Genomic DNA, 22288 nt, shown 5'->3' with positions numbered 1-22288 from the left:
GATGACGCTTACGTCAACTTACCCGAAGACAACGCAAGCGGCTGACCACGCCACAACAACGTCAATGATTTCAGAGAGCTACGAGAACAAGGCCCGCGAGAACCGACCCACCGCGCGCTGCGCGGCAGTATCGGCTCACGACAGCGTCCGGAAAACCGGACACTTCGGTCGCCGAGGCTGCGACCAAGGTCGCGCGCTGTCATGCATTCTGTCTACGACTCCAGTCGAATATGCCGATAGAGGAATGCAGACCCCACGCGGGTGTGCAGGCCATGAGGTGACGGGAAACGCAAAGCATCCGGAATTCCGGTCACCGACCGAATTTCCGGACGCTCTGGCCACTCATTGGGGAGCGATGTCTGTCAAGCTTGTTGGAACCTGGAATCAGGCGGCTTCTAACTGCTGATCGCGTTGAACCAGCGGGTCTTCCTGATCGGGGTTCAGCCAGACCGTCCGGCGCGGCGTCCAGTTGCGGATGGCACGACTCCACCGCCCGGGATGTTGCCGTTTCGCCTCGGCATAGATGGCGTCTCGTCTTGCCAGCACCTCGTTATCCAGGTCAGCATGCCGCTCACCCGGGGTTACGAACCGTATGGCGCTGTGGCGGTGTTCGTGGTTGTACCACTGCACGAAGCGCGTCACCCACTGCTGCGCCGCTAACAGGCTCTCGTAGCCGTCCATCGGGTAGTCGGGCCGGTACTTGCAGGTCCTGAACAGCGACTCCGAGAAGGCGTTGTCATTGGAGACCCGAGGGCGGCTGTACGACGGAGTGATATTTAACCGCTGCAGCGTCGCCTGAAGCGTCGAGCCTTTCATGGCGGAGCCATTATCGGCGTGTAATACCAGTGGCTGGTTGATGCAGCCTTCGCGCAGCACGGCACGCTGGATTACCTCGCTGCTATTGGCCATGGACTCCTGGTCGAAGACCTCGGCATCGACGATCTTGCGGCTGTAGATGTCGACGATCATGTACAGATAGTAGAACTGCCCACGTACACGGGTTGGTAAGTAGGTCACGTCCCAGCTCCAACAGGTATTGGGGCGTGTCACCCGGTGTCGCTGGGGGTCTCCCTTGGGACGTGGAGCGCGAGCGCGGCCACGGTGGTGCTGCTCACCATGCTCCCGGAGAATGCGGTAGTAGCTGGACTCTGACGCCACGTAGCGGCCTTCTTCGTCCAGCAGCCGCGGCACGATCTGCCCAGGCGGCAGGCTGGCGAACTCAGGACGATGGCAAATCTCCAGCACCTGCTGACGCTCTTCCGGCGATAGGGCATGACGCGGGACAGGCCGCACCGCTTGAGGCCGGCGATCCTGATCGCCCCGCACCCAGCGGCGATACGTGTTGGTGCCGATGCCGAGTTCAGCGCATGCCGACTGCAGGCGTGCCCCTTGGGCACGCCCCTCATCGATCAGCTGTATGGCGTCCTGGCGATCTGTGGTGCTGATCATTCGTCCTCGTCCCCCCAGATCGCTCGGGCCTTTTTTCGCAATGTCAGTAGTGCGGCGGTTTCCGCCAGCGCGGCCTCCTTGCGGCGGAGCTCGCGCTTGAGTTCCTTGTTCTCCTGGCGCTCCGCCTTGCGTGCCTCACTCTGCTGCTTGGTGGCGGCATCGCTTCGGTCGTTAGCGCCTTCACAGCTCGCACGCCAGCGCTGGACCTGTTCGGGATAGAGGCCACGCTGCCGGCAGTATTCGGCACGCTCAGCCTCGCTGAGGGCCGCTGTCTCCAGAACGGCGTGGAACTTGTCCTGCGAGCTCCAGCCTTCGGGATCACCGCTCTGGTCAGGTAGCAAACGGCCTGCTTGCCGAGCCTTCTTGCGCCAGTTGTACAGTGTCGCAGCGGAGATGCCTTCTTCCTGGGCCACTTCTGCCACCGTGCGGTTGTGCGGCGGGAGCAGCTTCTTGAGGATGGCCTCCCGGCGCTCGTCGGAGTACTTCATCGGAACCTCATCACGCCCCATATGGTTCAGAGTCTACAGCCGCTGATACTCCAACTAGCGTGACAGTGGGGGGGAGGAAAGATGGAATGTCTGTCGATCAGGGCGCTTCGGCCAATAGCCCATGCCGGTTGAGCTTCTCGTAGAGCGAGGACTTGGCGATGCCGAGCTGACGGGCGGCACGGGTGCGATTGCCCTCGGCAGCGCGCAGCGCATCCTCGATCAGCTGGCGCTCCGCCTGGGCCATCGCCTCACGCAGCGAGGCCGGTGTGGTGTGTGGCTCCCGGGCGGTTGTGGACGACTCGGGCGCTGAAGCGGGTGTGGACAAGTCGCTTTGATGGGTAACGCCATGCCGGGCATCGCCATGCCGGGCACCGATGGCATCCGGGAGATCGGTCGGTTGGATATGGCTGCCGCCCAGATAGAAGGCGGCTTCGAGCACGTTTTCCAGCTCGCGCACATTTCCGGGCCAGTGATGGGCACACAGGCGCTCGAGGGCGGCTTCGGAGAGCATCGGCGGGCGACGGCCACTGCGTCGCGCCAGGCGTGACAGCAGGTGCGTGGCCAGGGACGGCAGGTCGTCGCGGCGCTCGCGCAGTGGCGGTACCTCCAAGGGCACCACATTGATGCGATAGAAGAGGTCTTCGCGGAATTCGCCGCTCTCGACCAGTGCTTCCAGCGGACGGTGAGTCGCGGCGATGACACGGACATCGACGCTGACCAGACGGGTCGCGCCGACCGCCTCGACCTCGCGGTCCTGCAGCACGCGCAGCAGCTTGGCCTGCATCGCCAGCGGCATGTCACCGACCTCATCGAGAAACAGCGTGCCGCCATCCGCGAGCTGGAACTTGCCGGGCTTGCCGCCACGCTTGGCGCCAGTGAAGGCGCCTTCTTCATAGCCGAACAGCTCCGCTTCCAGCAGCGCTTCGGGAATCGCTGCGCAGTTGAGCTTGATGAAGGGGCCCTTGGCACGCGCCGAGCTGCGGTGCAGCGCATGGGCATACAGCTCCTTGCCGGTGCCGGACTCGCCACGGATCAACACCGAGGCGCCGCCGGGGGCGATCTTGCGCACCTTGCAGGCCAACTCCCGCATCGCGGGCGAATCGCCGATGATGTCACTCAGCTGCCAGCGGGCGCCGTTGGGGGATTCCAGCGCCTGACGGTAGTAGTCCACCTCCGCTTCCAGCGCCTGAACCTGAGCATTCACCTGCCGCCATTCCCAGGTGTCGTGATAGAGCACCGAGCCGATGGCGCCGATCAGCTCGCCGTCGCGGAAGATGGGGTAACGGTGGGCAATCATGTGGTGACCACGAATCAACTGCAGTTGGGCCAGCTCCGCGCGCCCGCTCTCCAGCACCTCGTGCATGCGGGTGTTCTCGATCACCTCGCTGACATCACGTCCCAGCACCTCATCGGCATCCACATCCAGAAACTCGGCATAGGGCGCATTCAGAAACTGGATACCGCCCTGGGCATCCACCACCACCACCCACTCCTCCACCGCATCCATCGCGGCACGCAGCAACTCGCGGCGCCCCCGCTCGACATGAATCGAGGTGGCAGGTGAATCGTTGCGCAGCGGGGCAGCCGCCTTCGCTTCCCCTGCCGCACCTGATACAGGCATCTGCTGAGCCATCACCGCTCTCCCTTGGCGTGTCCGATCATCGTGGGTAGCCGTCATGCTGCCACCAACACCCGCCGGATCTGGTTGTTATGAGCTGTGCCATCACGCAGCCAGCGTCCGGAAAACCGGACACCACTCACAGCATCGCCTTAAGCAGGTTAATTTTCAATTTCACAAATAGTCTATTTGGATAGTTGACATAAGCTATATTTAACTGACATATAGCTTATGCGGCTTATAGATATTAAATGTGCATGACACAGGGAAAACAAAGACAAGGAGCACCTATGCTATTCCAGAGTATGTCACGAAAAAACAAGGGATTAGACATCTCACTAGGCTCCCCGGAGGCGGAGGCCGAAGCTCTGGAAAGCTCTAGAGTAAAAATAACTGAAGTATACGAAGATTGGCATAACCTATTTTCACAATTAGGCCATGAAAAATTCATTGTAATTGGGCGTAAAGGAGCAGGGAAAAGCGCTTTCGCACAATATGCAAAAGCCAAATCACATTCTGACAGCAATCTATTTATAGACTTTATAAAGCAAGACAAAATAAATCTAGAGATGCTAGTGCAAGTCGGCAATGATGTCGGGCATGAACTGGAAAAAGAATCTATTTTCAAATGGCTAATCTATACACATATTGTAAAACTCTTTACAGAAAGCGAAGCCGCTAAAGACTCTAAAGACTTCGATCAGCTAAGACAATTTTTGAAAAAGAATACAGGATTCGTCAATATAACTGAGACCGATATCTTTGAGATAACACAAAATAAATCTATAGATGTCAATATCGAACCGCTTAAAAGATTCTTTAGACAAAAATTCCATGACGATATAACCATAAAGTCAAATAGAGCACCATTTTACAAACTAATCCCACATCTCGAGGATGTTATAAAGAGCATCTTCAAGAGTCCTATAGAAATGCAGAACCAAAACTCTTATGTAATATTTTTTGATGACTTGGATGTTCGTTTTAAATCTACTGACAAAGCCAGTGTGGACAGTGTCGTTAGCTTACTTAGAGTCGCTAAATCCATAAATGTCGGGTTCCGTCTGATTGACTATAGCTTGCGTAAACAGCTCAGGTCGTTCGACCTGCCACTCCTTCATTGCTGCTATAGGCGCTTTGTGGTGTAGTGCCTTCTGAGGAATGTGGTGGTTATAGAGCCAGCAATAACGCTCGAGTGTCTGTTCTAAATCCTCACTTGAGTCATAACGCCGAGTCGCCAGAACATCGCTGATACGCCCATTGAAGCGCTCCACCATCCCGTTCGTTTGGGGTCTGCCTGGCCTGATCAATCGATGCTCAATACCATGGTTCTGACATTCCTGATCGAAAAGATGATTTCCACTGGGCTTACGTTCGCCACCCACGGTGAAGCGATCGGTAAAGGATTTACCATTGTCCGTGAGCACGGTTCGAATCGTGAAGGGAGCCTCCTCTTCTGCACGCTTCATGAACGCCTGGGCGTCCTTTGCAGATTGACTTGATCTGACCTCCAGATACACCCACCGAGTGGCACGATCAATCGCGACGTAGAGATAACGCTTCTGATCTTCGTCAGGCATTTGGGGCAGGTGCTTGATATCAATGTGCACATACCCGGGCTCATAATCCTTGAAAGGCCGATGCTTGGGCTTCTCGTCCTCCTTCGCATCTTGACGCGCCAGCTTGGCGAGAGTCGGTACATCACGTCGTTTGAGCATGCGCTGAAGCGCGGAACGCGACAGATTGGGGTTCAGGAATTCCCGAGCAACGACAAGTAGATCATCGAGCCCCAAGCGAAGCAGTTCACGAGCGGCAATGACGATCTCTTCCTGTTCTGAGGTCAGAGTCGCGAGTAGGTTATGACGTGTGTGGGAGCGATCCAGGACATCATCACGATAGCGCCAGCGCTGTATAGTTGAGACGCTGACCCCGAACTGACGAGCGAGATCTTTGTTCGTCATGCTCGAAGGAGCTGCTTGGATGTCGGCACGGATTTTCGGTGTCGTCGTCGCTTGCTTATGCAGCTTGATGTCCATGAAGCTTTTCCTGAATCAATTGCTTGATGAGCTCACGAGAGGCTAACAAAGGATAGCTTCGTTGTGAAATCCGATCATCCGGCACCCTACACATAAACAATGACTTATTTTCAAACAATGGGATTAATGCGAAGGTAATAATACTACTCAGGGATGATGTGGAAAAATTTATTGCTGACAAGTACGCTGATACGGCTAAAATGTTGGCCTCTTATTCAGCAAGAATAAACTGGTATCAAGACGACTTCCAAAAAGGAGATAATGAAAACGACTTGAATCTGAAAAAATTCATAGACCTTAGAATAAAAAAAGCTTTTGAAAGAGCACAACTTCCTTATAATCACTCAAACCCATGGAACAGCCTCGTTGACTCAGAAGAGGACTATACACCTAAAACATCTTTCAAGCACATATTAGACCATACCCTTTTCAGGCCACGTGATCTGCTTTTATTTTTCCAGCCTATTGAAAGCGGAACTATAAAAATACCTCTAAAGAAAAAGTCTGTGCAAGACTTGATCACCAAATACTCATCACAACTCATGAGAGAGTTTCGAAGCGAGCTTTCGTCTTTTTATACTCCAAGTGAAGTCGATTCTGTAACAAATATATTGCAACTACTGCATAAAGAAGGCGAGCCTAGCTACCAACGAGCATTAAAAATAACCGAAGACAATTACAATGGGGATAGCACTCCTAAAGAAGTTCTCGAAGATTTATTTGATCGCTCGGCTATTGGCAACAAATACTCGAACACTTATTATCAATTCAAGCATCGAGAACCATTAGATGGTTCCGATGTTTACTACTTAGATCCTGATGCAAGCATAGTGATGCACTATGGTTTTAAACGATATTGCACTAGCCGTGACAAAGGAAAGCAATAACCCCTCTATAATCAACCAAGAGGGGTTATTGGCTATAAATTTTTAATGCGCTTCTTCCCAGTTGTCGCCTTGCTCGACTTCGACGAGCAGCGGGACGTCGAGGGAGGCGGCGTTCTGCATGCGCTGGGCGACGTCTTTCATGAAGTCTTCGACCTGAGCCTCGGCGACTTCGAAGACAAGTTCATCGTGTACCTGCATGACCATCATGGCGTCGTACGCCTTGTTACCGTCATTGCCCGCCAGCCAGGCGTCCACGTCGATCATGGCGCGCTTGATGATGTCGGCGGCGCTGCCTTGCATAGGGGCGTTGATGGCGGTGCGCTCGGCGGCAGCACGACGCGCGTGATTGCGCGAGCCGATTTCCGGCAGGTAGAGGCGACGGCCGAAGATGGTCTCGACGTAGCCCTGCTCGGCGGCGAGCTGACGCGTGTCTTCCATGTAGGTGGCGACACCCGGATAACGCTCGAAGTAGCGCTCGATGTAGGTCTTGGCCTGGCCGGGTTCGATATCCAGCTGACGCGAGAGGCCCCAGGCGGACATGCCGTAGATCAGCCCGAAGTTGATGGCCTTGGCGCTGCGACGCTGATCACTGCTGACCTTCGCTTCCTGGGTGCCGAAGACTTCCGCGGCGGTGGCAGCATGCACGTCGCGATTCTCGGCGAAGGCCGAGAGCAGGCCCTTGTCACCGGAGAGATGCGCCATGATGCGCAGCTCGATCTGCGAGTAATCCGCCGCGACGATGCGATAGCCGGGGCGCGCGATGAAGGCCTGACGGATACGACGGCCCTCGTCACTGCGCACCGGAATGTTCTGCAGGTTCGGGTCTGACGACGACAGACGGCCCGTGGCGGTGACAGCCTGATGGTAGCTGGTGTGCAGGCGGCGCGTGGTCGGGTTGACCAGCTGCGGCAGCTTGTCGGTGTAGGTGCTCTTGAGCTTGGTCATGCCGCGATGACGCATGATCAGCTTGGGCAGCGGGTAGTCCAGCGCCAGCTCCTCAAGCACCGCTTCGGCGGTGGACGGTGCACCCTTGGGGGTCTTCTTCTTGACCGGCAGCTTCTGCTCCTCGAAGAGGATCTCGCCCAGCTGCTTGGGGGAAGAGAGGTTGAACTCGCGGCCCGCCAGCTCGAATGCCTGCTTCTCGATGTCGTGGATCTGCTCGGTCAGCTCACGCGTCTGAGCGTGCAGGCGCTCGGGGTCGATCGCGACGCCGTTGCGCTCGATGCGCGCCAGCACCGGTATCAGCGGGTATTCGTAATCACGCAGTACCTCGCCCAGGCGTCCCAGCTTCTCGATGCGCGGCATCAGCAGCGCGGCGAGGCGCAGGGTGATGTCGACATCCTCACAGGCATACGGCATCGCCTCTTCCAGCGCGATCTGATCGAACGTCAGCTGCTTGGCGCCCTTGCCGGCGATGTCGGTGAAGCTGATGGTGCTCTCGCCCAGATACTTGAGCGCCAGCGAGTCCATGTCGTGACGGGTCGCGGTGGAGTTGAGCACGTAGGACATCAGCATGGTGTCGGCCAGCGGGCCGGCCACCGCGATGTCATAGCGCGCCAGCACCTCGATGTCGTACTTGAGGTTCTGGCCGATCTTGGTGATGGCGGTGTCGGCGAGAATCGGCGTCAGCGCTTCCAGCACGGCCTGACGCTCCAGCTGCGCAGGGGCATCCAGATAGCTGTGGGCAACGGGAATGTAGACGGCCTCGCCGACTTCCAGCGCCATGCCGATGCCGACGATATCGGCTTCCATGTAGTTGAGGCTGGTGGTCTCGAGGTCGAAGCACAGCGAGGTGGCGTTGCGCACGCGCTCGAGCCACGCATCCAGCTCGGCCTGCTCGGTGATGGCGCGGTAGTTGCGCTCCTCACGTGGCGGCAGCGCATCGGGCATCTCGTCGCCCTCTTCCGCCGCTTCCAGATCAGGGGTTGGCGCAGTGGCGGTCTTGCCCTTGCCTGAGGCCTTTTCAGCGACCGGCGCGATGCTGTCACCGAACAGGTCACTGCCGGCGACCCCGCTGTCCTTCTCGTCAGCATGCGGCGTGGCCGCCATGTCGCCGCCTTCCAGCAGCTCCTTCAGCCAGGCCTTGAACTCCATCTCGCGATAGAGCTCGACCAGCGCTGCGGTATCCGGCGCGGCGATGGCGAGGTCATCCAGGCCATATTCCAGCTCGCAGTCCAGCTTGATGGTGGCGAGGCGATAGGAGAGATAGGCATCTTCACGATGCGCTTCCATCTTCTTGGCCAGGGTCTTGGCGCCACGGAAGCTGAGCGTCTTGATGCGATCGAGATCGCCGTAGATGGTGTCGAGGCCGCCTTCCATGCCCTGCAGCAGGCCCAGCGCGGTCTTCTCACCCACGCCCGGCACGCCGGGGATGTTGTCGACCTTGTCGCCCATCAGCGCGAGGAAGTCGATGATCAGGTTCGGCGGAATGCCGAACTTCTCGGTGACGCCGTCCACATCCAGCGTCTCGTTCTTCATGGTGTTGACCAGGGTGATGTGCTCGTTCACCAGCTGGGCCATGTCCTTGTCGCCGGTAGAGATGACGGCGTCACGCCCGGCTTCGGTCGCCATGCGCGCCAGGGTGCCGATGACGTCATCGGCCTCGACACCTTCCACGCACAGCAGTGGCAGGCCAAGGGCACGCACGCAGGCATGCAGCGGCTCGACCTGCAGGCGCAGGTCATCCGGCATCGGCGGACGCTGGGCCTTGTACTCGGGGTACATGTCGTCGCGGAAGGTCTTGCCCTTGGCATCGAAGACCACTGCCATGGGGCTGTCCGGGTACTGGCGAATCAGGCTCTTGAGCATGTTGATCACGCCCTTCACCGCGCCGGTGGGCAGGCCCTTGGAGGTGGTCAGCGGCGGCAGAGCATGAAAGGCACGATAGAGATAGGAAGATCCATCGACGAGAACGATCGGCGTGGCGGCCATGAGCAGTCGCATCCGTAGGCTGAAGGGTGAGCTTGGGGCAAGCAGAGTCGGGGCCGAAAACCTCTCGGCAGCTATGGCTGTCATGATACGCAAGGGCTGCGGCGAGGCACAGTCGCCACCCTCGGCGCGTGTGTCTTCTGCGCCCGGCATTGATGGCGGGAAGTCGTGCACACTGCCCGCAAGGGACGTAAACTGCGCCCATCAGGCAAGGTTTCAGGCCAGCGCCGATTCGCTTGTCTTCTGCACAGATACGCATCGTGCTCTTGCTTGCAGACCCCTTGCTCACAGAACTTTCGCACGCGGAACCTGAGACAGGCTGCGCTTGTGTAAAGGAGGATTGTCATGCGCTCGACTGCTTCCATTGCTCCGCATTCCCTGCTGCGCCTGCCCACGCTGCTGGCCACCGGGCTGCTGCTGGCCGTCACCGCCCTGAGTGCGCCGCTGGCCGTCGCCGAGAGCGAGACCCCCAAGCCGCAGATCACCAGTCGTCAGCAGGATGACCGCCAGCTGCGCGAATACCGCGTCAATGGCCATCTCTATGCCATCGAGATCATCCCCAAGGGCGGCGCGCCCTTCTTCCTGCTCGACAGTGACGGCAACGGCAACTTCATCAAGTCCAGCGTCACCAGTGCCAACCAGCTCAAGGTACCCGGCTGGGCATTGAAAAAGTGATAAGCTCGGCATCTGGTTCACGCGAGAGCTGAACCAGCAGCGACAGGCGTCACGCCCGCGGCATATCGCTTGCCTCCGGGCGTGGCGGTATCCTTCCTGCATACCTACAACAACTCCTGTCAGCGCATTGCCGCCGCTTCGCTCCGGCGGCGCGCCACTGGCGGGGCGGACACATTTCGGCGAGAAGAGTCACCCATGGCAGTCTTTACCCCCCTGAGCGACGCTCAGGTCGCAGAATTTCTGGCAGAGTACGACGCAGGCACACTGACATCGCTTGAGGATGTCGCGCACGGCACCGAGAACTCGACCTTCTTCGTCACCACCGAGCGCCGCGAGATGGTGCTGACCCTGTTCGAGCAGGGCGAGCATGCGGAACTGCCCTTCTTCGTCGAGCTGCTCGACTTCCTCGCCAGCCACAAGCTGCCGGTGCCGGGCCCGCTGCACGACCGCGACGGCCAGGCGCTCAAGGTGCTGGCAGGCAAGCCGGCGCTGCTGTTCCCGCGTATGCCGGGCAGCTGGCCGGTCTCGCCCAACGTGGCACAGTGCCGCGAGATCGGCGCGGCGCTGGGGCGCATGCATGCCGTCTCGCAGCACTTCACCGGCCACCGCCCCAACACCCGTGACCTGCATTGGATCAAGCCGATGCACCACAAGGTACTGGCGTACCTGAACCCTGAAGACCAGGCGCTGATGGCCGACGAGATCGATGTCTGCGAAGACGTCTTCAGTGGTGTCGAGCTGCCGCAGGGCGCGCTGCACGGCGACCTGTTCCGCGACAACACCCTGTTCGACGGCGATCGCCTCGGCGGCATCATCGACTTCTACAACGGCTGCACCGGCGACCTGATCTTCGATCTTTCGATTCTGGTCAATGACTGGTGCTCCAATGACGATGGCCGTCTGGACCAGGCGCGTTATGACGCCCTGCTCAGCGCCTATCTCGCCGAGCGCCCGATGAATGCCGACGAACGCCGTCTGTGGCCGAGCATGCTGCGCATGACCGCGCTGCGCTATTGGCTGTCACGCCTGCTGGTGGTCTACGTGGACCCGCCCGCCCACAACCTGACGCCGAAGGACCCGGCGCAATACCGCCAGCTGCTGGGTCGGCGCATCGAGGAAGGCGCTCTGCCGCTGCCCGAGGCCACGCAACCGGCCTGATCGGCATCTTGCGTACTGACCGAGTCGTCAAAGCAATTGCCTGCTGGCCCCCAGCAGGCATAATGCGCCCTCTGAGCGCCCGCATTCCTGCGGGCGTCATTGTCTTCTCCGACGCTGCCCACACCTGTTGAGCACCGCCGGGCTTGCCTTCACGCCGTCCATCTCCGGAGACCGCGATGACCTCCTTTGCAGCCGAAGCACGCCGCACCTACAACATCGACCAGTGGGGCAGCGGCTATTTCGACGTGGGCCAGGATGGCCTGACACTGGTGCGCCCGCATGGCGAGCCGGGCACGCCTGCGCTGCCGCTGATCTCGCTGATCGACAAGTCGCGCGCCCAGGGCCTGCGCCTGCCGTTGCTGGTTCGCTTCGCCGATATCCTGCATGACCGCGTCGAGCAGCTGTGCGCTGCCTTCGATGCCGCCATCAGTGCGCGCGGCTATGGCGCCAGCTACACCGCCGTCTACCCGATCAAGGTCAATCAGCAGCGTCGCGTGGTCGAGGAGCTGCTGGCGACCAGCGAGCGCTCACGCGGGCGTGTCGGGCTGGAAGCCGGCAGCAAGCCGGAACTGCTCGCCGTGCTGGCGCTGTCGGACAACGGCCCGTCGGTGATCGTCTGCAATGGCTACAAGGACCGCGAATACGTGCGTCTGGCGCTGATGGGCGAGAAGCTCGGCCACCGCGTGCATCTGGTGGTCGAGAAGGCCAGCGAGCTGGAACTGGTGCTGGAAGAGGCCAGGCGTCTGGGCGTGCGCCCGCGCATCGGCCTGCGCGCGCGCCTGGCCACCATCGGCAAGGGCAACTGGCAGAACACCGGCGGCGAGAAGTCCAAGTTCGGCCTGACCGCCAGCCAGATCGTCGCGCTGGTCGAACGTCTGCGCGAAGTGGATGCGCTGGATTGCCTCAAGCTGGTCCACTTCCATCTTGGCTCCCAGATCGCGGACATCAGCGATATCCAGCGCGGTCTGGCCGAGTGCGCGCGCTTCTATCAGGGTCTGCACGAAGCAGGCGCCGGCGTGGAGATCGTCGATGTCGGTGGCGGCCTGGGGGTGGACTACGAAGGCACCCGCTCGGAAAGCGCCTGCTCGCTCAACTACTCGATGCGAGAATATGCCGACTACGTGGTCGGCGCCTTCCACGCCGTCTGTGATGCCCATGATTTGCCGCACCCGCACATCATCTCCGAATCCGGCCGCGCCCTGACCGCCCATCACGCGGTGCTGATAACGGACGTGATCGGCGAGGAGTGCGTGAACCTGCCGCTGCCCGCACGCCGCGAGGACGATGCCCAGATCGCCGCGCTGTGGGCCCAGGCTGCACGACTGGAGGGTCAGCTGGAGCCGCGTGAGCTGGTGGAGATCTACCACGCCGTGGTGCACGCCCAGCATCAGGTGCAGGAGCGCTTCGTGATGGGGCTGGCGAGCATCGCCATCCGCGCCGAGGCCGAGGCCATCTACACCAACGTGTGTCGCAGCCTGGCCGGGCGTCTCGATGCGCGTCAGCGTTCGCACCGCGCGGTGCTCGATGAGCTCAACGAGAAGCTGGCCGACAAGCTGTTCGTCAACTTCTCGCTGTTCCAGTCGCTGCCGGACATCTGGGGCATCGAGCAGATCTTCCCGATCCTGCCGCTGACCGGTCTCGACCGCGCGCCGACACGTCGTGGCGTGATTCAGGACATCACCTGTGACAGCGATGGCCGCATCGACACCTATGTGGATGACCAGGGCCTGGACGCCACCCTGCCGCTGCCGGAATGGCATGCCGATGAAGAGAAGCTGCTCGGCTTCTTCATGGTCGGCGCCTATCAGGAAATCCTCGGCGATCTGCACAACCTGTTCGGCGATACCGATTCCGTGGATGCCAGCCTCGACGACGATGGTCAGTGGCAGCTTTCCCATGCCATTCAAGGTGATAGCGTGGCGCAGGTGCTGCGCTACGTGAACTTCGACCCGGATCAGCTGGCCGCGCGCCTCGCGCGTCAGCTCAAGTCATCCAACCTGAATGCGCTGGAACAGGCAGACCTGCTCGAAGACCTGAAGGCCGGTCTCGACGGCTACACCTACCTGGAGAGCTGAGACGCTGCCGAGATTGGGGCCTGGTGTCCTGAGCCGAGTCCGCGTCAAAAGCTGAAATCCAGACAGCAAAAGCCCCTGCCGGTGACCCGGCAGGGGCTTTTCTTTTTTAACCCGCTCGGGGCTGCTGTTACTCGCTCAGGGCTGAATCAGCCCCATACGTCATGCCACGCCGCGCGTGCGTGTCTCGACACGCAGAAGCTCGCCGCTGCCATCCGGGGCATCCAGCGCCAGTGCCAGCGCCTGATCCTGATTCAGCTCGCCGACGCCTTCCGGCGTGCCGGTCAGCACCACATCGCCGGGCAGCAGGGTGAAGCTGTGGCTGATTTCACTGAGCAGCCGCGCGACGGAGAACAGCATCAGGCTGGTATCCGCCTGCTGGCGCTGCTCGCCGTCGATGGCGAAGCGATAATGCAGCGCCTGGAAATCCACATCGTGCAGCTCGCCATCGGCATCACGCCAACGTGGTCCATCCAGCGCCACGAAGGTGGACAGCGGACAGCTGCCATCGAAGGCCTTGGCCAGCTCCCACGGCTGGCCCTTGGCCTTGAGCTTGCTCTGGCGCTCACGCAGGGTCAGGTCCAGCGCCAGGCCCATGCCGGCCAGTGCTTCCAGCGCCTCTGCTTCATTGGCTTCACACAGCGGCTTGCCGATCAGCAGCGCCAGCTCGGCCTCATAGTGGTACTGGCCGCGCCGCCGCGAGATCGCCAATGGCTTGTCCATCGGTGTCACGCTGGTGGCGGGCTTGATGAACAACAGCGGCTCGCTGGGCACTTCATTGCCGAGCTCCGCGGCATGGGCTGCGTAATTGCGGCCGACACAGACCACCTTGCCGAGGTCACGAGCGAAGACGCGACCATCGCTGAAACGCAGGGTGAAACGCTGAGCAAGCGGCATGCCGAACTCCTGTCGGGGCGTGATGGAGGATCAATGAGAGATATCGCAATGATACGTCGCCCCGACAGCCTGCCACTACCACACCAACGTCCGAGATTTCGCCGCCTGAGCGCAACCCGGCGTTGTGCAGTTCTGTCCACTTCGGTCTTCAGGCCAGGTCTTCAACCCAGGTATTCAAGTTCAGTTTTCCAGCTCAGTCTTCAACTTCAGTCTTCAAGTTCGTCCCAGCCACCATCGAGACGGTGCGCGAGAAATTCCGGGCGCGGACGCGCGGCGGCAAAGGGCGCCTGCATCGCGTTGTCGACGCGGTTGTAGACGAAGAAGGCGTTGCTGCGCGGGTCCGGCGACATGTTGGCGTTGGAGCCATGCAGCGTGTTGCAGTCGAACATCAACAGACCACCGGCGGCACCGGTCGGTGCTTCGATACCACGCTCGGCGATCAGCTCGCTCAGCGCTTCGCGCGAGGGCACACCGACCTTCTGGGTCTGCAGGGATGACTTGTGGTTGTCATCCGGCGTCTCGCCCAGGCAGTGCACGAAGACTTCATGCGAGCCGGGGATCAGCATCAGCGGACCATTGAAGTGGTGATTGTCGGTCAGGATGATCGAGGCGCTGACCGCGCGCATCTCCGGCATGCCATCCTCGGCGTGCCAGGTTTCGAAGTCCGAGTGCCAGTTGAAGCCCTTGCCCTCGAAGCCCGGCTTGTAGTTGATGCGCGACTGGTGGACATAGACATCGCCCCCCAGGATCTGGCGCGCGCGATCGACCAGACGCGGGTCCTCAGCCAGCTGGCGGAAGCGCTCGGACAGGAAATGCACGGCGAAGATGGAGCGAATCTCGCGGCTCTTGGGCTCGGTGATGGTGAAATCACGTCCCTGCCACTCTTCATTGTCGAGCAGCGCTGCCAGCTCGGCCTTCAGCGTCTCGACTTCCTCCGGCGCCAAGAATTCCGGCTCGAACAGGAAGCCGTCACGCTCGAAGCGCTTGAGCTGCTCGGCGCCCAGCGGCCCCTCATCGGCACGCGAGTGCACGACGGGCTCGCGGCGTTTCTGCCACAGGTGCTCCGGTGGCTGGCTCAGGCGCGCCGGATAGGCATCTCGCGAGTGATCGGACCCTCGATCGCTGCCCGACTTGTCGAGATAGGCTTCCGGCGCCTGATCACGGTCGGCATTGGTCTGACGGGCGTCCAGCGACTGATGGGAGGCGTCTGCAGCGGCGCTGACGTTGCCACCATCGGTCTGCTCGTGTTGACGTTGCTTGGACGAAAGAGCGGAAGTGGCGTTGTACGAAGTCATATGGCGTGAAGCTGTCATCGTGCTCTCCTTAAGGCATCAATGTCTTGCATTGAGGAAAGTGGAATCTGGCGTTCTAGCATGCGGCTTGCCCGCACTGTCCCACCTATGGGCCATACAACAGACTTCAACCCCCGAGATTCATGAAATAAGCATAGAGATCTGATCCTCAAGATCGTTAAAAGACCATCCAATCTCACACCACTCCCGCCATCACCCTTCTCAAGAAAACATGAGGCCGTCTGTGCCTCGCGAATGACAAAATCCTTCAGTCATCCCCTCTCGCCAGTTCTGGCTCATCCTGTTGGCACTGAATCTCATCTTTCGTGAGATAACCGGCTTAATCAGCGGCTCACCACTGGCACCATGCCCGTGGTATTTCCCCTCACTTCGCTTCGCCATTTGCAAAACGCATCGCGCGCAACATCGCGCGTTAATGCGTAAGTGTCTGTGAAATATTGTGAAATTGTTTGGCACGCTTCGTGCCCCTAGGAAAGCACGGCAGAACAACTGATAGAGACATATCAGAGAAAAATAACGGCGCAGGATCATGCGTCACACCAGGGGAACTTCCAGCATGTTTAAGCCACGGATATGCATGGCCGCTTGCATGGCCACAGTGCTGGGGGGCTGCGCCGCTGTCGAACCGAAATTCGACAATGTCGAACCGGTCGTAGGGCCACCAGTCACCTCCAACAACACGCCATATAGCGAATGCCTCGTGTCACTCAGTCGAATTCAGGGAGCCACCAACCTGCCTGTGATTGCAGTGGGTCAGGTGACGGACAAGACCGGTCAACGCAGTTACTCCACCGTGACAGAGAGTGCTGCCGTGACCCAGGGTGTATCCGAGATGCTGATAAGTGCTCTCTACAAGACTCGCAAGGTGCATCTTACCGAGCGTCTCGATGTGCGAGTCCCGCTGGCAGAGCAGCAGCTTTTCGAGAACAAGGCAATGGCCTACTCGCCGCGAAAACTGGCAGTCCTCCCTTCGCATTTCGTGATTCTCGGTGCTCTTACAGAGCTCAATTACAACATTTCAAGCGGCGGCGCCCGCCTGTTTGTCAGCGGAATCGGGGCCGGACTGCGCACTGCAGTCATCAATGTCGGCCTTGACCTGCGCATGGTCGATATCCGTACCTTCCGCACCGTCTATGTCACCAGCCTGCAGAAGCAGGTGGTGGGTTACGAAGTCGAAGCCGGTATCTACCGCTTCTTCGGCAATCAGTTGGTCGAGTTTGACTCCGGCGCAGTGCGCAATGAACCACTGCAGCTGGGCGTGAGATCAGTCGTGGAGATGGGCGCGTACCAGCTTCTGACTGAAGGCCTGGGGCTTCCTGTACCTGCGGGGCAGGAATGCGAGCTCCACCCGGGACAGCATGTTGCAGACGACGTTAGCAACACGCAGCAAGTGGCCGCAGCCAATACCAGCAGTAATGCAGCAAGTGGCAATGAATCAAATGAAGCAGTCGCAACACCGTTGCAAGCAACACCCGCATCAGAAGTACCGGCAGCATCCAGCGCAGCACAATAAGTCAACATTCATGAGGAACATGACAATGACTACCTATAACAAGCTCGCAGTCGCCATCGGTCTCGTAAGTGGTGTGATGATGGCAAGTCAGGCGCAAGCCTTCGATAACGTGGACTGGAACTGGGATGGTCAGGTGAATACCGATGTCAACATTGACGTCTATATTGATCCGAAAATCAAAGATCCAGGTGGCCTGGTGATGGTCGAAAGTCTGCAGAAGCAGATCGGTGATGTCAGCTCCGAAGCCATCGTCAGTGATGTCAGCTACGGTGCAGGTGAAGCAGGTGACCCTACTATCGAACTAGTTGATAGTCTCAGTGCAGGCAGCAGTGCGGCAGCCAATGCGAGTGCACACAGCTGGAATCATCATTCAACAGCCAATGCGGGCGCAGCTGCAGCTGCAAATGCTAACGCTGATGTTGATGTCTATATCAGCTATGCCGGTTCCACACCCAATCCTGACATCACCAAGCTCGAGTCCCTGGAGAATGCCGCCACTTCGGTGGGCAACAATGTCTCGGTGGATAGTGATGCCATGGTCAACCTGCACAATGAGCAGTTCTTGGCAGGTTCTGGTGGCTATTTCTTCTACCCGGGCACTGCTGAAGTCGAGTCCTTGGCCAAGGTCGACAACATTCTCAACCTGAGCGTGGACAATGCCGCGACCTCCGTGGGCAACAATATGTCGGTCACTCTGGATAGCACAGATATCGATAGCGCCCTGATTGCCGACAATACCCAGATGAGCTTCGCCAACATCAGTTCAACTGCCAAGGTCAGCAACATCACGCTGGATCTGCCGCCGGCAGGCAGCTTCGATGGCCCGGTCATCAACAATGCCGCGACCTCCGTGGGTAACAACATGTCCGTCTCCGTCGGTCCCGTTACTCCGTAAATCCTCAGCAGGCAACCAACACACGCGGGGCGACCCGCGTGTGTTTCAGCATCTGCCGACATCAGAAGTCTCACGCATCAGACACTGCATCTTTCACAGAGCGAAAGGAGCAAGACATGAATGCCTTTACACGTATCAGCCTGGGGGTCGTCAGTGCGGGATGCCTGCTGGCCACGACTGCCAGCGCCAACTCGCTGATGGGGCCCTTCCCCTACGACTTTCCGGCTCGTAGCGCAGAATCCGCCCTGATCCTCTACGAGAGCAAGAAGGCCGGCAGCCTGGGGGAAGGGTCCGATACCAATATCGGGCAATACACCCTCAATACCGGCAGCAGCACCTCGATCGGCAACTGGCAACAGATCGAACAGACGCTGAGTGATGGTTCCACCGGCACCATCGACAGCACTGCGGATCAATCCGCGGATGGTAGCTCTCAGACATCGTCGACTGACTTCACCATTACCCACAACAACGGAGATGAAGAGGAAGACGCCCAGTGATGCACTGCCCGGGACAGTCATCAGCGGCAAGACAGACCATCAGATACCAGGGCTCACCCTTTCAGCGTGAGTAGAGAGTTGGTCAGCCAGGCAAGCGTCGAGACTGAGAAGTCTGCCACTCAGGGGGAGCGGAAAAAACGCACTAAAAGCCGCCATGATCATCTCGCACAAGTCATTAACCTCTATATGGGAACTCGATAAACCCTCAAGACGAACACTCAACGCTGGAGAATCCAGACTCTCCGGTGAGGCTGTCACCAGAAGCAGCCCGACAATTATTCTTTCGCAGCCCGCTCGCACGAAGCGCAGGCAATGCAGAAAGACCAGCAGCAAGGGAACAACACTCATGACCGCACTGAAAGCTCATCAGGCTGCATCATCGGCTACCGCATTGAATCTGGCTGACGATATCTCCACTACCTCGCGGGTAAGGGAACTACCGGTAAAGCGACCTCGCGGTTTTGGGGAGTTTATCGGAGACTCATCGGCCATGCAGACGCTCTATCGCACTCTCATCCAGGTCGCCCACTCGGACGCTCCCATCTTCATCACCGGCGAAAGCGGCAGCGGCAAGGAATTGTGTGCCACTGCCATTCACCGCCATAGCCCGGTACGTGACGGCCCATTCATCGCCGTCAATTGTGCCGCCATTCCGGCAGAGCTGCTGGAGTCGCAATTGTTCGGACATGTGCGCGGGGCTTTCACGGGAGCCGTGAGCGCCCAGCAGGGGCTCGCCGTGGCGGCAGATGGGGGGACGCTGTTTCTCGATGAGATCGCGGAGCTGCCGCTGCCCTTGCAGAGCAAGCTGCTGCGCTTCCTGCAGACGGGGCAGGTAATGCCGGTGGGCGCCACGCGCACGGTAGAGGTCAATTGCCGCATCGTGTGCGCCACGCATCAGAACCCGCGAGTACTGGTCGATACTCACCGCTTCCGGGAAGACCTCTTCTATCGCCTGCACGTCATTCCGCTCAAGGTGCCGCCACTGCGCGAGCGCGGTCAGGATATCCTGGAGATCGCCACCGGGCTGCTGGGACGCATGGCAGGCCACGAAGGCAAGCGCTTCACACGACTCAGTGCATGCGCCGAGCGTCAGCTGCTGGCCCATGACTGGCCCGGCAACGTGCGAGAGCTGGAAAACACGCTGCGGCGCGCCATCATCCTCAATGATGGTGAGGTGCTGACGGCCGACATGCTGGATTTGCCCTCCAGCACGGCGCATCGCACGTCGGTCAGCCACAACGCGCAGGAGGACAGCGAGACCACGCTGCGCCCGCTGTGGATGGTCGAACGCGAGGCGATCGAGAGCGTTATCAGCGCCTGTGATGGCAGTATCCCCCGCGCTGCGGCGATACTGGAGATCGCCCCCTCTACCATCTATCGCAAGCGCCTGAGCTGGCTGGCGATGCACCCGGAAGAGCCCACCTCGCACTGAGAGAAGCGCTGGCCTGCGGTATACCAAGCTGCCGTCCAGACCTTTACTCCAGACGCAAAAAAGCCACCCCGAAGGGTGGCTTTTCTGTTGGCTGCCGAATTCATCCTGCGACTTCATCAGCTAGCCAGAATTGGCTGGGGTACCAGGACTCGAACCTGGGAATGCCGATACCAAAAACCGGTGCCTTACCACTTGGCTATACCCCAATTTGGTGGCCAGAGACGGAATCGAACCGCCGACACGGGGATTTTCAATCCCCTGCTCTACCAACTGAGCTATCTGGCCAACCTGAAGACACAAAAAAAGCCGCCAAGGCGACCTCTATATCGTGTGTTCTTCGCTCATCTACAGAAGCCTGAAGATGGTGCCGGCTAAAGGAGTCGAACCCTCGACCTACTGATTACAAGTCAGTTGCTCTACCAACTGAGCTAAGCCGGCACAAAGAACTCATGATATGAGTCTTCTTACTACGTTACTGCATGTCAGCTGGCTGGGGTACCAGGACTCGAACCTGGGAATGCCGATACCAAAAACCGGTGCCTTACCACTTGGCTATACCCCAACACTTGGTGGCCAGAGACGGAATCGAACCGCCGACACGGGGATTTTCAATCCCCTGCTCTACCAACTGAGCTATCTGGCCCTTGCCAACGAGGACGTATTAAATAGAAAACCTTTCCCGACGTCAACCCTTGCTTATCAAGAATTTGGCGTCGTAATTCGCCTTCCGCCGTCCTCGCCGTCCACTCAGACTTCGTAGCCCTGTCCGCCCTGCGATTCACCCTTGGCGGCGGCGTCCGTCGGCACGAAACCTTCAGCCTGGTCCGTCTCCTGGTTGTTGAAGAAGCGATCCATCTGCTCCATCAGATAGCGACGGCTGTCGGCATCCATCATGTTGAGGTGTTTCTCGTTGATCAGACGCGTCTGCAGCGCCTGCCACTCTTCCCATGCCTGCTTCGAGACGTTGGACCAGATGTCCTGGCCCTTCTCGCCCGGCAGCGGCGGAAAATCGAGACCCGGCAGGTCCTGGTCATACTTGCGGCAATGTACGGTGCGCATGGGTAACTCCGTAAGAGAACTGGATGTCAGTGCGGATGAGCGTCGAGCCTTCGCCAGACGCCTTTACTGTTGCCTCATTCTCGCACGCTTGAGCCGCTTTGCCCCAGACGTGCGGACGATGCCGACACCGACAAGGCCTCACAGCCCGAACAGATCATCCGTGCAGCGTGCCAGCAGCGCCTTGACCGGCGCCGGCAGGCCCACGGCGTCCGGCGCGGCAGGGTCGACGAAGCGACGGTCGGCGGCCGACTCGCTGACGCTCTCGGCCGCTTGAGCTGGCGCAAGCCCTGCCTCCCCCAGCTGCACCGGCTGTGGCGTGATGGTCAGTCGGAAGTGACTGAAGACATGCTCGAAACTTGCCAGTGGCGCCTCCAGATGAGCACCGCGGGCTTCGCGGGCGATCCATTCCCGCGCGGCCTCGCGGTCCTCGACCAGTGGCGGCGCCCATAGGCCACCCCAGATGCCCGTCGGCGGACGGCGTTCCAGCAGGATCTTCCCCGCCTCGTCACTGACCAGCAACATCAGTGTCTGACGCGTCGGAATGGTCTTCTTGGGCTTGCTCTCGGGGAAGCGCTTCTCTTCGCCACGCGCATGCGCCACGCAGACTTCCTCGAAAGGGCAACGCGCGCAATCCGGCTTGCTGCCACGCGTGCACAGGGTGGCCCCGAGATCCATCATCGCCTGGGTCCAGTCCGCCAGCCGCACCTGCGGCGTGTAGCGCTCCGCCAGCGTCCACAGCTTGCGCTCCACCGCCGGACGTCCCGGCCAGCCCTCCACGGCATGCAGACGTGCCAGCACGCGCTTGACGTTGCCATCGAGAATCGGCGCCCGCTGTCCGGTGCTGATACTGATGATCGCCCCGGCGGTCGAACGCCCGATGCCCGGCAAGGCCGACAGTGCCTCGACACTCTCGACCGGGAAGGCGCCGTCGTGCTCATTCACGACCTGCTGAGCGGCCTTGTGCAGATTGCGCGCCCGCGCGTAGTAGCCAAGGCCCGTCCACAGATGCAGCACGTCATCGATATCCGCCGCCGCCAGCGCCGCGACATCCGGAAAGCGCTCCATGAAGCGGGCGTAGTACGGCAGCACCGTCGCGACCTGGGTCTGCTGGAGCATGATCTCCGAGACCCACACGCGATACGGCGTGGTGTTCTCCTGCCAGGGCAGGTGCTTGCGGCCATGCTCATCGAACCAGTCGAACACGCGCGCCTGAAACGCCTCGGGACTCAGGGCGATGTCTTCGAAGCCGGGCGTGGCATGGCTCTCGGGAGCTGTCACATCTGGCGTGGCAGCAGTGTCAGGTCGCGCCATCAAAACTTCCTCTGCTCGCGCCATGGTCGACGCCATGGCCTGGGCTCAAACGGCAGC

15 protein-coding genes, 5 tRNA genes and 1 pseudogene are annotated in these 22288 nt (G+C 59.7%); 8 read left to right on the top strand and 13 right to left on the bottom strand.

All coding sequences use genetic code 11. The features are described from left to right. Positions 1 to 384: 384 nt before the first annotated feature. From MKZ40_RS11075 to MKZ40_RS11065, 3 genes and pseudogenes are all read right to left on the bottom strand, one after another. A pseudogene (locus MKZ40_RS11075) lies at positions 385 to 1937 on the bottom strand (IS3 family transposase). Between the two features lie 97 nt (positions 1938 to 2034). Continuing rightward, positions 2035 to 3570: a sigma 54-interacting transcriptional regulator gene (locus MKZ40_RS11070; protein ID WP_254627122.1), complete on the bottom strand. Its 1536-nt coding sequence runs from the start codon at positions 3568 to 3570 to the stop codon at positions 2035 to 2037. Between the two features lie 1010 nt (positions 3571 to 4580). Then, positions 4581 to 5591, bottom strand: a complete 1011-nt coding sequence (locus MKZ40_RS11065) for an IS481 family transposase (RefSeq protein WP_282627874.1) — start codon at positions 5589 to 5591, stop codon at positions 4581 to 4583. Positions 5592 to 5749: 158 nt separating this feature from the next. Here MKZ40_RS11065 and MKZ40_RS11060 point away from each other — a divergent pair, with 158 nt between their 5' ends. After that, on the top strand, positions 5750 to 6478 hold the full coding sequence (locus MKZ40_RS11060) for a hypothetical protein (RefSeq protein WP_175090682.1): 729 nt from the start codon (positions 5750 to 5752) through the stop codon (positions 6476 to 6478). Positions 6479 to 6520: 42 nt separating this feature from the next. Here the strand turns inward: MKZ40_RS11060 and polA are convergent, their stop codons facing one another. Further along, entirely contained in the window at positions 6521 to 9409 is a 2889-nt protein-coding gene (polA, locus tag MKZ40_RS11055; protein WP_175090681.1) for a DNA polymerase I, read from the bottom strand. 342 nt (positions 9410 to 9751) lie between these two features. Between polA and MKZ40_RS11050 the strand changes: the two genes are divergently transcribed. The 3 genes from MKZ40_RS11050 (at position 9752) to speA (ending at position 13314) form a co-directional block, all read left to right on the top strand. Further along, positions 9752 to 10081 (top strand): DUF2782 domain-containing protein, encoded by a 330-nt coding sequence (locus tag MKZ40_RS11050; RefSeq protein ID WP_175090680.1) that lies wholly within the window; start codon positions 9752 to 9754, stop codon positions 10079 to 10081. Positions 10082 to 10276: 195 nt separating this feature from the next. Beyond that, entirely contained in the window at positions 10277 to 11239 is a 963-nt protein-coding gene (locus tag MKZ40_RS11045; RefSeq protein WP_175090679.1) for a homoserine kinase, read from the top strand. Positions 11240 to 11415: 176 nt separating this feature from the next. Further along, complete coding sequence (gene speA / locus MKZ40_RS11040; RefSeq protein WP_175090678.1) at positions 11416 to 13314, top strand: biosynthetic arginine decarboxylase; 1899 nt, start codon at positions 11416 to 11418, stop codon at positions 13312 to 13314. 159 nt (positions 13315 to 13473) lie between these two features. Here speA and MKZ40_RS11035 read toward each other — a convergent pair whose 3' ends face one another. Both MKZ40_RS11035 and thpD read right to left on the bottom strand, forming a co-directional pair. Further along, positions 13474 to 14208 carry a fumarylacetoacetate hydrolase family protein gene (locus MKZ40_RS11035; RefSeq protein WP_175090677.1) on the bottom strand — a complete coding sequence of 245 codons (735 nt, stop codon included), beginning with the start codon at positions 14206 to 14208 and terminating at the stop codon, positions 13474 to 13476. A 206-nt stretch (positions 14209 to 14414) separates the two neighbouring features. After that, entirely contained in the window at positions 14415 to 15521 is a 1107-nt protein-coding gene (gene thpD, locus MKZ40_RS11030) for an ectoine hydroxylase (RefSeq protein WP_348994700.1), read from the bottom strand. 589 nt (positions 15522 to 16110) lie between these two features. Between thpD and MKZ40_RS11025 the strand changes: the two genes are divergently transcribed. The 4 genes from MKZ40_RS11025 (at position 16111) to MKZ40_RS11010 (ending at position 19861) form a co-directional block, all read left to right on the top strand. After that, positions 16111 to 17034, top strand: a complete 924-nt coding sequence (locus MKZ40_RS11025) for a CsgG/HfaB family protein (protein WP_254627223.1) — start codon at positions 16111 to 16113, stop codon at positions 17032 to 17034. A 25-nt stretch (positions 17035 to 17059) separates the two neighbouring features. After that, positions 17060 to 17929 carry a hypothetical protein gene (locus MKZ40_RS11020; RefSeq protein WP_175090676.1) on the top strand — a complete coding sequence of 290 codons (870 nt, stop codon included), beginning with the start codon at positions 17060 to 17062 and terminating at the stop codon, positions 17927 to 17929. Between the two features lie 116 nt (positions 17930 to 18045). Next, positions 18046 to 18429 carry a hypothetical protein gene (locus MKZ40_RS11015; RefSeq protein WP_175090675.1) on the top strand — a complete coding sequence of 128 codons (384 nt, stop codon included), beginning with the start codon at positions 18046 to 18048 and terminating at the stop codon, positions 18427 to 18429. Between the two features lie 154 nt (positions 18430 to 18583). Continuing rightward, positions 18584 to 19861, top strand: coding sequence for a sigma-54 dependent transcriptional regulator (locus MKZ40_RS11010; RefSeq protein WP_348994699.1), 1278 nt, complete (start codon positions 18584 to 18586; stop codon positions 19859 to 19861). Between the two features lie 131 nt (positions 19862 to 19992). Here MKZ40_RS11010 and MKZ40_RS11005 read toward each other — a convergent pair. The 7 genes from MKZ40_RS11005 to mutY all read right to left on the bottom strand — a co-directional run bounded on the left by MKZ40_RS11005 (position 19993) and on the right by mutY (position 22231). Beyond that, positions 19993 to 20067 (bottom strand) — tRNA-Gln (locus MKZ40_RS11005). Positions 20068 to 20070: 3 nt separating this feature from the next. Continuing rightward, a tRNA-Phe gene (locus MKZ40_RS11000) sits at positions 20071 to 20146 on the bottom strand. Between the two features lie 77 nt (positions 20147 to 20223). Beyond that, positions 20224 to 20299, bottom strand: a tRNA-Thr gene (locus MKZ40_RS10995). A gap of 49 nt (positions 20300 to 20348) precedes the next feature. Next, a tRNA-Gln gene (locus tag MKZ40_RS10990) sits at positions 20349 to 20423 on the bottom strand. 5 nt (positions 20424 to 20428) lie between these two features. Beyond that, a tRNA-Phe gene (locus MKZ40_RS10985) sits at positions 20429 to 20504 on the bottom strand. Between the two features lie 104 nt (positions 20505 to 20608). Beyond that, on the bottom strand, positions 20609 to 20920 hold the full coding sequence (locus MKZ40_RS10980; protein WP_052384882.1) for an oxidative damage protection protein: 312 nt from the start codon (positions 20918 to 20920) through the stop codon (positions 20609 to 20611). A 138-nt stretch (positions 20921 to 21058) separates the two neighbouring features. Next, positions 21059 to 22231, bottom strand: a complete 1173-nt coding sequence (gene mutY / locus MKZ40_RS10975; protein ID WP_175090673.1) for an A/G-specific adenine glycosylase — start codon at positions 22229 to 22231, stop codon at positions 21059 to 21061. Positions 22232 to 22288 lie beyond the last annotated feature (57 nt).

It is taken from the genome of Cobetia sp. BMC6, from assembly GCF_029991385.1.
GTDB lineage: Bacteria > Pseudomonadota > Gammaproteobacteria > Pseudomonadales > Halomonadaceae > Cobetia.
Note: the sequence above shows the minus strand (reverse complement) of the source record. Positions and strands in the feature narration are given on the sequence as shown.

Excerpts from the sequence above, each read along its gene's own strand:
- MKZ40_RS11025 (WP_254627223.1), top strand. The coding sequence starts at position 16,111 with ATGGCCACAGTGCTGGGGGGCTGCGCCGCTGTCGAACCGAAATTCGAC.
- MKZ40_RS11045 (WP_175090679.1), top strand. The coding sequence starts at position 10,277 with ATGGCAGTCTTTACCCCCCTGAGCGACGCTCAGGTCGCAGAATTTCTG.
- mutY (WP_175090673.1), bottom strand. The coding sequence starts at position 22,231 with ATGGCGCGACCTGACACTGCTGCCACGCCAGATGTGACAGCTCCCGAG.
- MKZ40_RS11020 (WP_175090676.1), top strand. The coding sequence starts at position 17,060 with ATGACTACCTATAACAAGCTCGCAGTCGCCATCGGTCTCGTAAGTGGT.
- MKZ40_RS10980 (WP_052384882.1), bottom strand. The coding sequence starts at position 20,920 with ATGCGCACCGTACATTGCCGCAAGTATGACCAGGACCTGCCGGGTCTC.
- MKZ40_RS11010 (WP_348994699.1), top strand. The coding sequence starts at position 18,584 with ATGATCATCTCGCACAAGTCATTAACCTCTATATGGGAACTCGATAAA.
- MKZ40_RS11050 (WP_175090680.1), top strand. The coding sequence starts at position 9,752 with ATGCGCTCGACTGCTTCCATTGCTCCGCATTCCCTGCTGCGCCTGCCC.
- speA (WP_175090678.1), top strand. The coding sequence starts at position 11,416 with ATGACCTCCTTTGCAGCCGAAGCACGCCGCACCTACAACATCGACCAG.
- MKZ40_RS11035 (WP_175090677.1), bottom strand. The coding sequence starts at position 14,208 with ATGCCGCTTGCTCAGCGTTTCACCCTGCGTTTCAGCGATGGTCGCGTC.
- thpD (WP_348994700.1), bottom strand. The coding sequence starts at position 15,521 with ATGACAGCTTCACGCCATATGACTTCGTACAACGCCACTTCCGCTCTT.
- MKZ40_RS11065 (WP_282627874.1), bottom strand. The coding sequence starts at position 5,591 with ATGGACATCAAGCTGCATAAGCAAGCGACGACGACACCGAAAATCCGT.
- MKZ40_RS11015 (WP_175090675.1), top strand. The coding sequence starts at position 18,046 with ATGAATGCCTTTACACGTATCAGCCTGGGGGTCGTCAGTGCGGGATGC.
- MKZ40_RS11070 (WP_254627122.1), bottom strand. The coding sequence starts at position 3,570 with ATGGCTCAGCAGATGCCTGTATCAGGTGCGGCAGGGGAAGCGAAGGCG.
- polA (WP_175090681.1), bottom strand. The coding sequence starts at position 9,409 with ATGGCCGCCACGCCGATCGTTCTCGTCGATGGATCTTCCTATCTCTAT.